The following is a 14,135-nucleotide window of genomic DNA, read 5'->3' on the forward strand; positions in this document are numbered from 1 at the left end:
GCTTCCTTGCGTGACGGCACCGCGCGCCCGTGCTAGGTCAGGGGTATGACCCAGACACCCACCCGTGAACAGATCCTCGCCTGGCTTGCCGACCATCCCGATGCCGGCGCCAAGCGCGACATTGCCCGCGCCTTCGGCCTGAAGGGCGCGGAGAAGATCGAGCTGAAACGCCTGCTCAAGGAGATGGCCGAGGAGGGCGTGATCGCCCGCCGCCGGCGCAGCTTCCACGACAGCACGCGGCTGCCGCCGGTCACCGTGCTGCAGGTGCTGGCCCCCGATGCCGCGGGCGATCTCTGGGCAAAGCCGCTCGAATGGGGCGGCGAGGGCGAGGCGCCGCGCTGCCTGGTGCTGCCCGCGAAGGGCGAGCCGGCACTTGGCGCGGGCGACCGCATCCTTGCCCGCATCGCCGAGGTCTCGGGTGCGGATCATGCCTGGGAGGCGCGGCCGATCCGCAAGATCGGCAGCGCGCAGCACCGCATCGTCGGCATCTTCCGCAAGGGCGCCGAGGGCGGGCGGATCGTGCCGATCGACAAGGGCGAGACCAAGGAATGGGTGGTGCCGGCGGGCGCCACCAATGACGCGCGCGACGGCGAGCTGGTCGAGGCGGAACAGTCCGGCCCGAAGGGGCGGCTCGGCCTGCCGAAGGCGCGCGTGCTCGACCGGCTGGGCGACCCGGCGGCGCCGCGCGCGGTCTCGCTGATCGCGATCCATCAGCACGGCATCCCCGACGACTTCCCCGATGAGGTCATCGCCGAGGCCGATGCCGAGACGCCCGCGGGTTTCGAGGGCCGCGAAGATCTGACCGCGCTGCCCTTCGTCACCATCGACCCGGCCGACGCGCGCGACCGCGACGACGCCTGCCTTGCGCTGCGCGACGACGATCCGGCGAACGAGGGCGGCTTCCTGCTGTGGGTGGCGATTGCGGATGTCGCGCATTACGTCCGCCCGGGCTCGGCGCTCGACCGCGAGGCAAGGAAGCGCGGCAACTCGACCTATTTCCCCGACCGCGTCGTGCCGATGCTGCCCGACCGGCTCTCGGGCGATCTGTGCTCGCTGCACGAGGATGTGCCGCGCGCGGTGCTGGCGGTGCGGATGAAGGTCAGCTCCTCGGGGCAGAAGATCTCGCATCGCTTCACCCGCGGCATCATCCGCTCGGTCGCCTCGCTCGAATATGCGCAGGTGCAGGCCGCCCGGGACGGCCGCCCCGACGCCAGGACCGAACCGCTGGTGCAGGAGGTCATTGCGCCGCTTTACGACTGCTACGGCGCATTGGCGAAGGCGCGGGCGGCGCGCCAGCCGCTCGACCTCGACCTGCCCGAGCGGCAGATCGTGATCGGCGAGGATGGCAAGGTCACCTCGGTGCGGTTCAAGGAGCGCATCGACGCGCACCGGCTGATCGAGGAATTCATGGTGCTTGCGAACGTCGCGGCGGCCGAGGAGCTCGAGCGGCTGCGCCGGCCGCTCCTTTACCGCGTGCACGAGGAGCCGAGCCCTGACAAGATCGAGGCCCTGCGCGAAGTGGCGCAGGCCTCGGGCTTCACGCTGGCCAAGGGCCAGGTGCTGAAGACCGCGCATCTGAACCGGCTGCTGTCGCAGGCCGAGGGCAGCGAGTTCGACGAGCTCGTCAACATCTCGACGCTGCGGGCGATGACGCAGGCCTATTACGCGCCGCACAACCTCGGCCACTTCGGGCTGGCGCTGCGTTCTTATGCGCATTTCACCTCGCCGATCCGCCGCTATTCCGACCTGATCGTGCACCGTGCGCTGATCTCGGGCCACGGCTGGGGCAAGGACGGGCTCAGCCCCGCCGACATCGACACGCTCGAGGAGACGGCACAGCACATCTCCGAGACCGAGCGCCGCTCGATGGCGGCCGAGCGCGACACCACCGACCGCTATCTTGCCGCCTATCTGAGCGACCGCGTCGGCAGCGAGTTCGGCGGCCGGATCTCGGGCGTGCAGAAGTTCGGCGCCTTCGTGAAGCTCGACGAGACCGGCGCCGACGGGCTGGTGCCGGTGCGCTCGATCGGGCGCGAGTTCTTCCACTACGACCCCGAGGCGCAGCAGCTGATCGGCGCCGAGACCGGCACGGTGATCGGCATCGGCCAGCGGGTACGGGTGCGTCTGGCCGAGGCGGTGCCGCTGACCGGCGGGCTCGAGCTTGAACTCCTCGAGGTCGAGGGGGCGGCGCTGCCCGGGCCCGGCAAGGGCGGGCGCAAGCCGTTCCGTCCGGGGCGGAAGATGGCGGCGCTGAAGGCGAAGGAGCGCGGCGTCGCGCGCAAGGTCAAGCGCACGCGCAAGCCGCGCTAGAGCATCCACTCGATCGGCAGGCGCTGCGCGATCGCAAGTGCCAGCCGCGCGCCGAGCGTGGCGCCGGGTTCGGTGCTGCGTTCCACTTCGCCCGGGCGCGACCAGCGCAGGCCGCCGGTCGGGGCAAGGGTGACGCGCCAGGCCCGTTCGGGCACGAAATCGTCGAAGGAATCGGTGATCGCCTCGGCGATCGCCGGCGCGTCGATCACCACGCCGAGCTCGGTGTTCAGCCGTATCGAGCGCGGGTCGAAGTTGAACGAGCCGATGAACACCCGCGTGCGGTCGACGGCAAAGACCTTGGCGTGCAGCTTGTTGCGCGAGAACGGCGAGGTGCCCTTCAGCCGGCGGGCGAGGAAATCGGTGGCGGGGCGGCGCTTCTCGGCGTCGGCGGCGTATTCCCACAGCTCGACCCCGCGACGCAAAAGCGGCGCGCGCCGGTGCGCATAGCCCGAATGCACGAGCGGCACGTCCGAGGCGGCGAAGGAATTCGTCAGGATCCGCACCCGGATGCCGTCGCGCGCATAGCGGGCGAGGGTCTTCACCCCGCTGCGGGTCGGCACCAGATAGGGCGAGATCAGCACGAGGTCGCGCTTTGGCGTGCCAAGCGCGCGGATCAGGTGGCGCCAGAGCATGCGCCGGCTGCCGATCCGGCCGACGATCTTCTCGGGCGGGTCGAAGACGAGCTGGGCGGGGGCAAAGCTGAAGGGCGCATCGGCGGCAAGGACGCGGCCCTCGGCATGGGCGCGGCCAAGGGCGGCGACATAGGCTGCGGCGCCGGGGGCGGTCAGGCGCGCGGCCTCGGCCGTCAGCAGCGCCTCGGCCCGGGCGGGGGCGGGCGGCGTCAGCAGCAGGGCGGACGGTATCGAGGGCGGGGCGTTCCAGTACAGGTCGAACTGCCGCGCCACCTCGGCCACCACGGGCCCTGCCACCGCCACGTCGAGATCCATGTAGAGCCCGCCCGGCGCGAAGCGGTTGAAGTAGTCGTCGCCGATGTTGCGCCCGCCAAGGATGGCGACGGTGCCGTCGACCATCATCGCCTTGTTGTGCATGCGCCGGTTCAGCCGGTGGAAGTCGGCGAGATAGCCAAGCACCCGCAGCCGGCGCAGCGGGAAGGGGTTGAAGAGCCGCACCTCGACATGCGGCAGGGTGTCGAGCGTGGCGAGGATCTCGTCCATGCCGGCGGTGCCGTTGTCGTCGATCAGCACCCGCACCCGCACCCCGCGCGCGGCCGCGGTGCGCAACGCGCCCAGCATCAGCGCCCCGGCAGTGTCGTCCTGCCAGATGTAATACTGCAGCTCGATCGAGCGTTCGGCGGCGGCGATGAGCTCAAGCCGGGCGGCAAGCGCATCGACGGGGTCGATCAGCAGATGCACCGCGTTCAGCCCCGGATGCGCCGCAAGCCGGGCGGCGAAGGCTGTGGCCAGCCGCCCGCCTGCCGGCGGCGGCAGCGCGAAGCCCGGTGCGAAGGGGCCCTTCGGCCGCGGATGGCTGAGCCGCGCGCCGAGCAGCGTGCCTCCCGCCGAGACGAGCGCCGCGGCAAGCGCGATCAGCAGCAGAAGGGGCAGTCCGTGCAGATGCATGCGCCCACTCTGGCGCGTCGCGCCGGCAAAGCAAAGGGGCCGGGAAATCCCGGCCCCTTCGGGTCACTGTCCGTTATGGTTTTCAGCCGATCGCGGCGGCTTTCACGTCTTCGTCGACGTAGGGCATGTACTGCTCGAAGTTCGCCTTGAACATGCCGACCAGCTTGTTGGCCTGCGCGTCGAAGGCGGCCTTGTCGGCCCAGGTGTCGCGCGGGTTCAGCAGGGTCGAGTCGACGCCCGGCACCGAGACCGGAACCTCGAAGCCGAACTTCTCGGACTTGCGGAACTCGACGCCATGCAGAGAGCCGTCAAGCGCGGCGGTCAGCAGCGCGCGGGTGGCCTTGATCGGCATCCGCTTGCCGGTGCCGAAGGCGCCGCCGGTCCAGCCGGTGTTCACCAGCCAGCACGAGGCGCCGTGCTCGCGGATCTTCGCCTGCAGCAGCTTGCCGTAGACCTCGGGGCGACGCGGCATGAACGGCGCGCCGAAGCAGGTCGAGAAGGTCGGCAGCGGCTCGGTCACGCCCACTTCGGTGCCCGGGGTCTTCGAGGTGAAGCCCGACAGGAAGTGATACATCGCCTGCGCCGGCGTCAGCCGCGCGATCGGCGGCAGCACGCCATAGGCGTCGCAGGTCAGCATGATGACGTTCTTCGGGTGACCGCCCATCGAGCTTTCCGAGGCATTCGAGATGTAATGCAGCGGATAGGCGCAGCGCATGTTGTCGGTCAGCGAATTGTCGAAGAAGTCGAGTTCCAGCGTCTCCGGATCGAAGACCATGTTCTCGACCACGGTGCCGAACATCGAGCAGGTCGCGTAGATTTCCGGCTCGGCTTCCTTCGAGAGGTTGATCGTCTTGGCGTAGCAGCCGCCCTCGAAGTTGAAGACGCCCTTTTCCGACCAGCCGTGCTCGTCGTCGCCGATCAGCGTGCGCGACGGGTCGGCCGAGAGCGTGGTCTTGCCGGTGCCCGAGAGACCGAAGAAGACGGCGGCGTCATCGGGGTTGCCGATCGCGTGGTTGGCCGAGCAGTGCATCGCCATGATGCCCTTGCCGGGCAGGATGTAGTTGAGGAGCGTGAACACGCCCTTCTTGTTCTCGCCGGCATAGGCGGTGTTGCCGATCAGGATGATCTTCTTGTCGAAGTTCAGCGCGATGACGGTTTCCGAACGGCAGCCGTGACGCTCCGGGTCGGCCTTGAAGCCCGGGCAGTTGATGATCGTCCATTCCGGCGCGAAGGTGTCGAGCTCGCTGCGCTCGGGGCGGCGCAGCATGGTGCGCAGGAACAGGCCGTGCCAGGCGAGTTCGGCCACGAGGCGGACGTCGAGACGGTGTTCCGGGTCGGCGCCGCCGAACAGGTCCTCGACGAAGAAGTCCTTGCCCTTCATGTACTCGATCATGTCGGCGTAGAGCACGTCGAACTTCGCCGGGTCCATCGGCTTGTTGTTTTCCCACCAGATCGAGTCCTCGACCGAGGCGGTGCGGACCACGAACTTGTCTTTCGGCGAACGGCCGGTGTGGACGCCCGTCGAGCAGTAGAACGCGCCGCCTTTGCCGAGCGTTCCTTCGCCGCGTTTCAGGGCCGCTTCGATCAGAGCGGGCTCCAGCAGGTTGTAATAGACATTGCCCAGACCATTGATGCCCTGGTCTTCCAGGCGTTTCGCCGGGTTCACACGTCCGATGATCATCTGTAGCTCCCGATGCCGTCGCGCGGCGTTCATTGGGTTCCTCCCGGCATTCCAGGCCAAATGGAATACCGATCCGGGCAGGAAGCCCGCCACGGATGCGCCCCTATAACATGACGTTTCGGTGATGGAACAGAATGCTTTGACGCAGTTAGCGCAACCAAGGCGATGTTTAGCGCAACCAGCACGGGAAGGTGAGGCAATTTCGCCAGACCTTCGTTTTTTTGCGCCGAGATGATTCGCACAGACCGTCTGATTCGCACATACAGAGTTGATTCCAAGGGCCGGAAAGCGGACAATGCCGGCAATTATATAAGAGCAGTAGAGGGTACAGGACATGTCGAGGATCGCGCTGGTCGACGACGATCGCAACATTCTGACTTCCGTTTCGATGACGCTGGAAGCGGAAGGCTACGAGGTCGAGACCTACAACGACGGGCAGGCCGCGCTCGACGCCTTCAGCAAGCGGCTGCCGGACATGGCCGTGCTCGACATCAAGATGCCGCGAATGGACGGGATGGAGCTGCTGCAGCGGCTGCGCCAGAAAACCACGATGCCGGTGATCTTCCTGACCTCGAAGGACGATGAGATCGACGAGGTGCTCGGCCTGCGCATGGGGGCGGACGACTATGTCAAGAAACCGTTCAGCCAGCGCCTTCTGGTCGAACGGATCCGGGCGCTGCTGCGCCGCCAGGAGGTGATCGCCTCGGGCGAGGCGCCGGCGACCGACGAGAACAAGGTCATCACCCGCGGCAGCCTGACGATGGACCCGCTGCGCCACTCGGTGTCCTGGAGGGGGCGCGAGGTCACGCTCACCGTGACCGAGTTCCTGCTGCTGCAGGCGCTGGCGCAGCGCCCGGGCTTCGTCAAGTCGCGCGACCAGCTGATGGACGTGGCCTATGATGACCAGGTCTATGTCGACGACCGCACCATCGACAGCCACATCAAGCGGCTGCGCAAGAAGATGCGCAGCGTCGATGACGAGTTCTCGGCGATCGAGACGCTGTACGGCATCGGCTACCGTTACAACGAAGAATGACGTTTTCCGGACAGATGGGGACGGAGCGGGCGAACGTGACGGGCAGGAAGCGATCCGGAGCGGATGTCCTCCTTGGCGAGGACTGGGTCGGCCCCGAGAGCGTGGTCGACGAGGATCTCGCACGCGGTCGGGCCCGGCGCAGCCTGATCTCGCTCAACCGCTCGCCGCTGGCGCGCAAGATCATCACCTTCAACCTGCTTGCGATGCTGGTGATGGTGGCGGGGGTGCTCTACCTCAACCCGTTCCGCGACAGCCTGGTGTTCCAGCGCGAGAGTGCGATCGTCAGCGAGGCCGAGCTGATCGCCGATGTGTTCGAGGCGCGGATGCCGGTCGCGGCGCCGGTGAACCTTGCCGCGGGGGACGGCATCGACGTCGCCGACGTGATGCGCGGGATCGAGCTGCCCGAGGGCGCGGCGATCTATGTCTTCGACATGAGCGGCAACCTGCTTGCGGATTCCGACGAGGTCGGCACCGCGCCGCAGGAGCGGGTGACGGGGCTTGGCATCGACCAGCGCTCGACAATGATCACCGACATGCTGAACCGGGGCTGGGAGTGGATCTCGGGGCTGGTGCGCAGCGGCGGTCCGCGTGTGCCGCAAACGGTCGACACCCGCGCGATGGTGAAAAAGCTGGTGCCGCAGGTGCGCGACGGCGCGACGGTGATGGCGACGAACCGCGACGGCGGCGGCGCGACGATCTTCTCGGTTGCCACCGGGCTCTATCAGAACGGGCGGATGGTGGGCATGGTCGCCATGACCTCGGCCGCCGGCGAGATCGACAAGCTCGTGCGGATCGAGCGCGAACAGGTGCTGCAGATGTTCGTGGTGGCGATCATCGTCTCGATCGGGCTGAGCCTGGTGCTGGCCTCGACGATCGCCAATCCGCTGGCCGATCTGGCCCGCGCCGCCGAGATCGGCCGCGACCGCAACGCCCGCAAGATGCAGCCCGGCCGGGTGCGCATTCCCGACCTGACGGCGCGGCCCGACGAGATCGGCCGGCTCTCGGGGGCGCTGCGCGGCATGGTCGCGGCGCTTTATGACCGGATCGACGCGAACGAGCAGTTCGCCGCGGATGTCGCGCACGAGATCAAGAACCCGCTTGCCTCGCTGCGCTCGGCCGTGGCCTCGCTGCAGGTGGTCAAGCGCGAGGATCAGCGCGCCCGGCTGCTCGAGGTGATCGACCAGGACGTGAGCCGCCTCGACCGGCTGGTCAGCGACATCTCCAACGCCTCGCGGCTCGACAGCGAGCTGGTGAAGGAGGAGGAAGAGCGCTTCGACCTGATGAAGATGGTCGGCAATCTGACCGAATATCTCGGCCAGCAGGCTGCTGAGAAGGGCGTCGATTTCATCTCCGACCTGCCGAAGGAGCCGATCTTCATCACCGGGCTCGAGGGCCGCCTGGCGCAGGTCTTCGTCAATCTGATCACCAACGCGATCAGCTTCTGCGAGGAGGGCGACGCGGTCCGGGTCTGGGCGCGGCGGCGCGAGAACCGGGTGCTGGTGGTGGTCGAGGACACCGGCCCGGGCATCCCCGAGGAGGCGCTGACCAAGGTCTTCCGGCGCTTCTATTCGCAGCGCCCGCCGGGGCAGTTCGGCGACCATTCCGGCCTTGGTCTCGCGATCTCGAAGCAGATCGTCGAGGCGCATGGCGGCGTGATCTGGGCCGAGAATATCCGCCCGACCGACGCCGACCCCGGCTCCGAACCGCTTGGGGCGCGCTTCGTGGTCGGCCTGCCGGTGTGAGCCGTGGCCGCGCCGGCCGCTGCCAACATCCATGCGACGGCGGTCGCGCTCGATGCCGGGCGCGGCGTGCTGATCCTTGGCCCCTCGGGGGCGGGGAAGTCCGCGCTCGCGCTGCGGCTGATGGCACTGGGGGCGCACCTCGTCGCCGATGATCGGGTCGATCTGCGGCACGAGGCGGGGGCGCTGCTTGCCGCGGCGCCGGCGGCGCTCTTCGGGCTGATCGAGGCGCGCGGCGCCGGCATCCTGCGCGCCACGGCGCTGGCATCTGCCCGCATCGCCCTGGTCGTCGACCTGAGCGAGCGCGAAACCGAGCGACTGCCGCCGATGCGCCACAGCGAGATTCTGGGTGTGTCCCTGCCCCTTGTGCTGCGACTGCAAGATGGCCATCTTGAGGCGGCAATTCTGCAGTGGCTCAAGGGCGGGAGACAGGCGTGAGCGCAGAGCTCTCAACGGCGCAGACGGCGACCCGGGTGGTGCTGGTGACCGGACCGTCGGGGGCCGGTCGCTCGACCGCGATCGCCGCGCTCGAGGATCTGGGCTACGAGACCATCGACAACCTGCCGCTCAGCCTGGTGCCGCGCCTGCTCGACGGGCCGCTGCTGCGGCCGCTGGTGCTGGGCATCGACGTGCGCAACCGCGACTTCTCGGTCACCGCGCTGATCGAGCTCATCGACCGGCTGACCCGCGCCCCGGCGCTGCGTCTCGAGGTGCTCTATCTCGACGCGAGCCCCGATGTGCTGGTGCGCCGCTATTCCGAGACCCGCCGTCGCCATCCGCTTGCCCCCGAGGATGCCCCGCTCGAGGGGATCACCCTCGAGGTCGATCTGCTGGCGCCGATCCGGGCCCGCGCCGATGTGCTGATCGACACCTCGGCGATGAGCCCGCACGAGCTGCGGGCAGAACTGGCGCGTTGGTTCGACCTCGGCAAGATCGCCCGGCTCGCAGTGTCGCTGCACAGCTTCAGCTACAAGCGCGGCGTGCCCCGCGGGCTCGACATGATGTTCGACTGCCGGTTCCTGTCGAACCCGCACTGGGTGCCGGCGCTGCGCCCGCTGACCGGGCTCGATCCGGCGGTCGCGGCCCATGTCGCGGCCGATCCGCGCTATCCGGAGTTCATCACGAAGGTGCGCGATCTCTTGCTTTTCCTGCTGCCGGCCCATGTTGAGGAAGGCAAGAGCCACCTTGCCGTGGGCTTCGGCTGCACCGGCGGCCAGCACCGTTCGGTTGCCGTGACGGAAAACATCGCCCGGGCCCTTGCAGAGGCTGGCTGGCAAGTGTCTAAACGGCACAGGGAACTGGAACGGCGGGCTCTGGCCCAGCCGGGGGTGAAAGAGGCAGGCGGCGCGTGATCGGGATCGTGATCGTGGCACATGGTGGTTTGGCGCGCGAGTATCTCGCAGCGGTCGAGCATGTCGTGGGACCGCAGGAGGGAATCCGCGCCATCACCATCGAGGACGACCACGACCGTGCCGCGAAGCAGGCCGAGATCCGCGCCGCGGCCGATGCCGTCGACACCGGCGACGGGGTGGTGGTGGTGACCGACATGTTCGGCGGCTCGCCCTCGAACCTCAGCCTGCTGGCCTGCGAGGCCTGCGAGCGGGAAATCGTCTACGGTGCCAATCTGCCGCTGTTGATCAAGCTGGCGAAATCGCGCAGCCTCGGCGTCCATGCGGCGGTCGAGGCGGCGCTGGATGCCGGCCGCAAGTACATCAACAGCTATTCGGCATACGGAATGGGCGGCAAGTGATCATCAAGCGGGTTCTGAAGATCGTCAACGAGAAGGGGCTGCATGCGCGTGCCTCGGCCAAGTTCGTCGAGGTGGTGGAGCGGTTCGACGCCCGCGCCGAGGTCGAGAAGGACGGGATGGGCGTCTCGGGCGATTCGATCATGGGGCTTTTGATGTTGGCAGCCTCGCGCGGAACATCTATTGAGGTTTCGACCAGCGGGGACGAAGCCGAGGCTCTGGCCGATGCGCTGCAGGCCCTGGTGGCCGACCGCTTCGGCGAGGACAGCTGAGGCAGGCTCGCGCACCCCGCGTTGCGCAAAGAGGGTCCGGTGTTGGACGAATATGCAGGCACCGAAACGGTGCAGATCCCGGCCGAGGTGGCACCCTATGACAAGGGGCGTCTGTCCTACGCCGGCACCTTCACCAATCCGTGGAAGGCGAACACGATCCGCGTGATCGAGTGGATGACGGCAAAGTGGACGCTGCTGCGGCTGATCCGCAAGTTCGAGCGGCGCGGCGCCCCCTTCGGTCAGCCGTTCTGGCCGCAGGCACTCGACATCATGGGCATCGAGGTGACGACGCCGGCCGAGCAGATCGCCCGGATCCCGAAGGAAGGGCCGCTCGTCGTGGTGGCGAACCACCCGCACGGGCTCGTCGACGGGATGGTGCTCGCCTATCTGATCGGCCAGGTGCGCACCGATTACAAGATCCTGACCCGGTCGCTTTTGACCGGCATCCCCGAGATCGCCGAGTTCATGCTGCCGGTGCCTTTCCCGCATGAGCCGAATGCGCAGGAAGAAAGCCTGAAGATGCGTGCCGACTGCATGGCGACGCTGAAGGCGGGCGGCGTGATCGTGCTGTTCCCGGCCGGCCAGGTGGCGCATTCCGCCACCTATTTCGGCACGCCGGTCGAGCAGGACTGGAACCCCTTCACCGCGAAGATGGTGGCGCGCTCGGGCGCGCAGGTGCTGCCGATCCACTTCCCCGGCCGCAACTCGCAGGCCTATCAGATTGCCAACAAGCTCAGCGCGACGCTGCGCCAGGGGCTGCTGCTCTATGAGATCCGCCGGGCACTGAACAAGCGCCAGTCGCCGGTGATCGGCACGCCGTTCTCGGCGGCCGAGCTGAAGGAGCCGCTGAAGGACCCGCGCCGCTGGCTGGCCGAGATGCGCGAGCACACGCTCAACCTGCGCGGCTGAGCCTCGCAATGAAAAAGGCCCCGGAAATCCGGGGCCTTCGTGTTTCTCGGGGCGCGGCGCTCAGCGCGTCGGCACCGGGGTCTCGCCGCGATAGTCGTAGAAGCCGCGGCCGGTCTTGCGGCCAAGCCAGCCCGCCTCGACGTATTTCACCAGCAGCGGGCAGGGGCGGTATTTCGTATCCGCGAGCCCGTCGTGCAGCACGTGCATGATCGCCAGGCAGGTGTCGAGACCGATGAAGTCGGCGAGCTCGAGCGGCCCCATCGGGTGGTTCGCGCCCAGCTTCATCGCCATGTCGATCGACCGCACGTTGCCGACGCCTTCGTAAAGCGTGTAGACCGCCTCGTTGATCATCGGGATCAGGATGCGGTTCACGATGAAGGCCGGGAAGTCCTCGGCCGAGGCCGCGGTCTTGCCGAGCTTCGCGACGATCGCGAGCATCGTCTGATAGGTCGCATCGTCGGTGGCGATGCCGCGGATCAGCTCGACGAGCTTCATCACCGGCACCGGGTTCATGAAGTGCACGCCCATGAACCGCTCGGGCCGGTCGGTCTTCGAGGCAAGCCGGGTGATCGAGATCGACGAGGTGTTCGAGGCGAGGATCGTCGTCGGCTTCAGATGCGGCACCAGGGTCGCGAAGATCTGGTTCTTGACCTCTTCGCGCTCGGTCGCCGCCTCGATCACCAGGTCGGTCTGGCCGAGATCGGTCAGGGTCAGCGTGGTGGTGATGCGGGCAAGGGTGGCGGCCTTGTCCTCGGCGGTGATCTTTTCGCGCGAGACCTGGCGGTCCAGGTTCTTCTCGATGGTGGCCATCGCCTTGTCGAGGCTGTCCTGCGCGATGTCGTTCAGCAAGACAGTGTAACCCGCGAGGGCGAAGACATGGGCAATGCCGTTGCCCATCTGGCCTGCGCCAACGATACCTACGGTTTCGATCGTCATGTCGGTTCCTTCCCGATTACTCGCGGTCAATATGCTGCAGCGCAGCAACGGGCGCAAGGGGGATCCCCCGGCGCGTCCTGCGCTGACCATGCCGGTCCGTCTTAGCCCTTTCGCAAGAGTTTAGGCGCAGCTTGTCCGGAATCGAGTCGAAAACCGAGGTGGGCCATGGCTTTCGAATATGCGGGGGATGGTGCCCTCGACTATTTTCCCTGTCGCTACGGGCGCTCGAAACTGCTGTTCCGGGGGCCGCGCCGGCAGCTGGTGCCGCCATTCATCTCGGCGCTCGGCGGGTCGGAGACCTATGGCAAGTTCGTCGAGGAGCCCTGGCCCGCCCTGCTCGAGGAGCGGCTCGGCATCCCGGTGGTGAATTTCGGCTATCTCAACGCCGGCGTCGATGTCTTCCTGGGCGAGCCGCAACTCGCCGAACTCACGCGGCTGTCGCGGCTGCGCATCGTGCAGCTGACCGGGGCGCAGAACCTGACGAACCGGTTCTATGCGGTGCATCCGCGCCGCAACGACCGCTTTCTGCGGGCCTCGGGGCTGATGCGCTCGGTCTTCTCCGAGATCGACTTCACCGAATTCAACTTCACCCGCCACATGCTGTCGGTGCTGATGGCGCAGGGGCCCGAGCGCTACGAGCTGCTGGTGGCGGAGCTGCGCCAGACCTGGGTGGCGCGGATGACGGCGCTGCTCGAGCGGCTCGAGGGGGCGAAGCTGCTCCTGTGGCTCACCGACTGGCGCGACCCGCTGCAGGGCGACCCGCTCGGTCCGGAGCCGCTCTTCGTGACACAGGAGATGGTCGACCGGATCGCGCCGCTGGCGCAGGTTCTGGTGCGGGTGCAGCCCTCGAGCATGGCGCGCTCGGCGGGAACGGCGGGCATGCATTTCGCCCCGCTCGAGGAGCCCGCCGCCGCCACCATGCCCGGGCCGCTGGTGCATCGGGAGATCGCCGAGGCGCTGGCCCCGGTCGTCGGGCGGATGCTCTGAAGGTCCGGCCCCGAAACAAGGAAGCCTCCCCTTTCGGGAAGGCTTGCTGGTTCGCCACAGGCAGGGGGGCGCTGCCCCCCTCGGCTTCGCCTCCCCCCCCCGGAGTATTTGCACCAGGAAAAAGCAAGGGCGCCCCGATCGGAGCGCCCTTTGTTTTCATCTTGCCGCAAATACCTCCGGGGCCGAGGCATTGCCTCGGCGGGGCGGCGCCCCCGCCCGATGGGCTCAGAGCTTCGCGGTCATCTCCGGCACCGCCTGGAACAGGTCGGCGACGAGGCCGAAATCGGCGACCTGGAAGATCGGCGCCTCTTCGTCCTTGTTGATCGCGACGATGATCTTGCTGTCCTTCATCCCGGCGAGGTGCTGGATCGCCCCCGAGATGCCGCAGGCGATGTAAAGCTCGGGCGCCACCACCTTGCCGGTCTGCCCGACCTGCCAGTCGTTCGGCGCAAAGCCGCTATCGACCGCCGCGCGCGAGGCACCGACCGCCGCGCCGAGCTTGTCGGCGAGCGCCTCGATGATCGCGAAGTTCTCTTCCGAGCCGACGCCGCGGCCGCCCGAGACGACGATCTTCGCCGAGGTGAGCTCGGGGCGATCCGAGGTCGCCACCTTGTCCTCGACCCAGGAGCTGAGCCCCTTGTCGCCCGCCGGAGCGGCAGCCTCGATCGGCGCCGCAGCACCCGCGCCCGCCGCCTCGAAGGCCGTCGTGCGCACGGTCATCACCTTGACCTTGTCCGAGGATTTCACCGTCTGGATCGCGTTGCCGGCATAGATCGGGCGCTCGAAGGTATCGGCATCGACGATGCCGATCACATCCGAGAGCACCATCACGTCGAGCAGCGCCGCAATCCGCGGCAGGGCGTTCTTCGCCGCCGCCGTCGAGGGCGCGACGATCGCGCTGACGCCGCCCGCGAGCGAGACGACGAGATCGGCGAGCG

At 67.9% G+C, this 14,135-nt stretch carries 13 protein-coding genes; 9 read left to right on the top strand and 4 right to left on the bottom strand.

What is annotated here, in order from left to right; translation table 11 throughout:
- The first annotated feature begins 45 nt into the window (after positions 1-45).
- Complete coding sequence (rnr, locus tag EOW66_RS13495) at positions 46-2,310, top strand: ribonuclease R (RefSeq protein WP_128156845.1); 2,265 nt, start codon at positions 46-48, stop codon at positions 2,308-2,310.
- On the opposite strand, the gene EOW66_RS13500 is transcribed toward rnr, so the two are convergent.
- Together EOW66_RS13500 and EOW66_RS13505 are read right to left on the bottom strand one after the other, a co-directional pair.
- Positions 2,307-3,890 (bottom strand): phospholipase D-like domain-containing protein, encoded by a 1,584-nt coding sequence (locus tag EOW66_RS13500; RefSeq protein ID WP_128156846.1) that lies wholly within the window; start codon positions 3,888-3,890, stop codon positions 2,307-2,309. The two genes, rnr and EOW66_RS13500, sit on opposite strands and share 4 nt — an antisense overlap.
- A gap of 82 nt (positions 3,891-3,972) precedes the next feature.
- On the bottom strand, positions 3,973-5,571 hold the full coding sequence (locus EOW66_RS13505; protein WP_128156847.1) for a phosphoenolpyruvate carboxykinase: 1,599 nt from the start codon (positions 5,569-5,571) through the stop codon (positions 3,973-3,975).
- Positions 5,572-5,905: 334 nt separating this feature from the next.
- On the opposite strand from EOW66_RS13505, the gene EOW66_RS13510 reads away from it, so the two are divergent.
- From EOW66_RS13510 to EOW66_RS13540, 7 genes are read left to right on the top strand one after another with little or no spacing between them, the layout of a single operon-like run.
- On the top strand, positions 5,906-6,607 hold the full coding sequence (locus EOW66_RS13510) for a response regulator transcription factor (RefSeq protein ID WP_113902190.1): 702 nt from the start codon (positions 5,906-5,908) through the stop codon (positions 6,605-6,607).
- The gene (locus EOW66_RS13515) at positions 6,604-8,349 is read left to right on the top strand and encodes a sensor histidine kinase (RefSeq protein WP_164881130.1); all 1,746 of its coding nucleotides are present in this window, start codon (positions 6,604-6,606) and stop codon (positions 8,347-8,349) included. Before EOW66_RS13510 ends, EOW66_RS13515 begins: the two co-directional genes overlap by 4 nt.
- A gap of 3 nt (positions 8,350-8,352) precedes the next feature.
- A complete protein-coding gene (locus tag EOW66_RS13520; RefSeq protein ID WP_128156849.1) occupies positions 8,353-8,784 on the top strand; it encodes an HPr kinase/phosphorylase in 432 nt (143 codons plus the stop codon).
- On the top strand, positions 8,781-9,698 hold the full coding sequence (gene rapZ, locus EOW66_RS13525; protein WP_128156850.1) for an RNase adapter RapZ: 918 nt from the start codon (positions 8,781-8,783) through the stop codon (positions 9,696-9,698). The genes EOW66_RS13520 and rapZ overlap by 4 nt, the downstream gene beginning before the upstream one ends.
- Positions 9,695-10,096, top strand: a complete 402-nt coding sequence (locus tag EOW66_RS13530) for a PTS sugar transporter subunit IIA (protein ID WP_128156851.1) — start codon at positions 9,695-9,697, stop codon at positions 10,094-10,096. The genes rapZ and EOW66_RS13530 overlap by 4 nt, the downstream gene beginning before the upstream one ends.
- Positions 10,096-10,365 carry an HPr family phosphocarrier protein gene (locus tag EOW66_RS13535; protein WP_113902199.1) on the top strand — a complete coding sequence of 90 codons (270 nt, stop codon included), beginning with the start codon at positions 10,096-10,098 and terminating at the stop codon, positions 10,363-10,365. Before EOW66_RS13530 ends, EOW66_RS13535 begins: the two co-directional genes overlap by 1 nt.
- Before the next feature lie 39 nt (positions 10,366-10,404).
- Entirely contained in the window at positions 10,405-11,274 is an 870-nt protein-coding gene (locus EOW66_RS13540) for a lysophospholipid acyltransferase family protein (RefSeq protein WP_128156852.1), read from the top strand.
- 60 nt (positions 11,275-11,334) lie between these two features.
- Here the strand turns inward: EOW66_RS13540 and EOW66_RS13545 are convergent, their stop codons facing one another.
- A complete protein-coding gene (locus EOW66_RS13545; RefSeq protein ID WP_128156853.1) occupies positions 11,335-12,210 on the bottom strand; it encodes a 3-hydroxybutyryl-CoA dehydrogenase in 876 nt (291 codons plus the stop codon).
- Between the two features lie 165 nt (positions 12,211-12,375).
- Here EOW66_RS13545 and EOW66_RS13550 point away from each other — a divergent pair, with 165 nt between their 5' ends.
- On the top strand, positions 12,376-13,197 hold the full coding sequence (locus tag EOW66_RS13550; RefSeq protein ID WP_128156854.1) for a DUF6473 family protein: 822 nt from the start codon (positions 12,376-12,378) through the stop codon (positions 13,195-13,197).
- Between the two features lie 225 nt (positions 13,198-13,422).
- On the opposite strand, the gene EOW66_RS13555 is transcribed toward EOW66_RS13550, so the two are convergent.
- Positions 13,423-14,135 (bottom strand): electron transfer flavoprotein subunit alpha/FixB family protein (locus EOW66_RS13555; RefSeq protein WP_128156855.1); only part of this gene is annotated, 713 nt, incomplete at its 5' end.

Origin of the sequence: Paenirhodobacter huangdaonensis (genome assembly GCF_004022465.1) — a bacterium.
In the GTDB taxonomy this organism is placed as follows: domain Bacteria; phylum Pseudomonadota; class Alphaproteobacteria; order Rhodobacterales; family Rhodobacteraceae; genus Rhodobacter; species Rhodobacter huangdaonensis.

Bases quoted from the DNA above. Each gene is read 5' to 3' on its own strand.
- rnr (WP_128156845.1), top strand. From the start codon at position 46: ATGACCCAGACACCCACCCGTGAACAGATCCTCGCCTGGCTTGCCGAC.
- EOW66_RS13500 (WP_128156846.1), bottom strand. From the start codon at position 3,890: ATGCATCTGCACGGACTGCCCCTTCTGCTGCTGATCGCGCTTGCCGCG.
- EOW66_RS13505 (WP_128156847.1), bottom strand. From the start codon at position 5,571: ATGATCATCGGACGTGTGAACCCGGCGAAACGCCTGGAAGACCAGGGC.
- EOW66_RS13510 (WP_113902190.1), top strand. From the start codon at position 5,906: ATGTCGAGGATCGCGCTGGTCGACGACGATCGCAACATTCTGACTTCC.
- EOW66_RS13515 (WP_164881130.1), top strand. From the start codon at position 6,604: ATGACGTTTTCCGGACAGATGGGGACGGAGCGGGCGAACGTGACGGGC.
- EOW66_RS13545 (WP_128156853.1), bottom strand. From the start codon at position 12,210: ATGACGATCGAAACCGTAGGTATCGTTGGCGCAGGCCAGATGGGCAAC.
- EOW66_RS13550 (WP_128156854.1), top strand. From the start codon at position 12,376: ATGGCTTTCGAATATGCGGGGGATGGTGCCCTCGACTATTTTCCCTGT.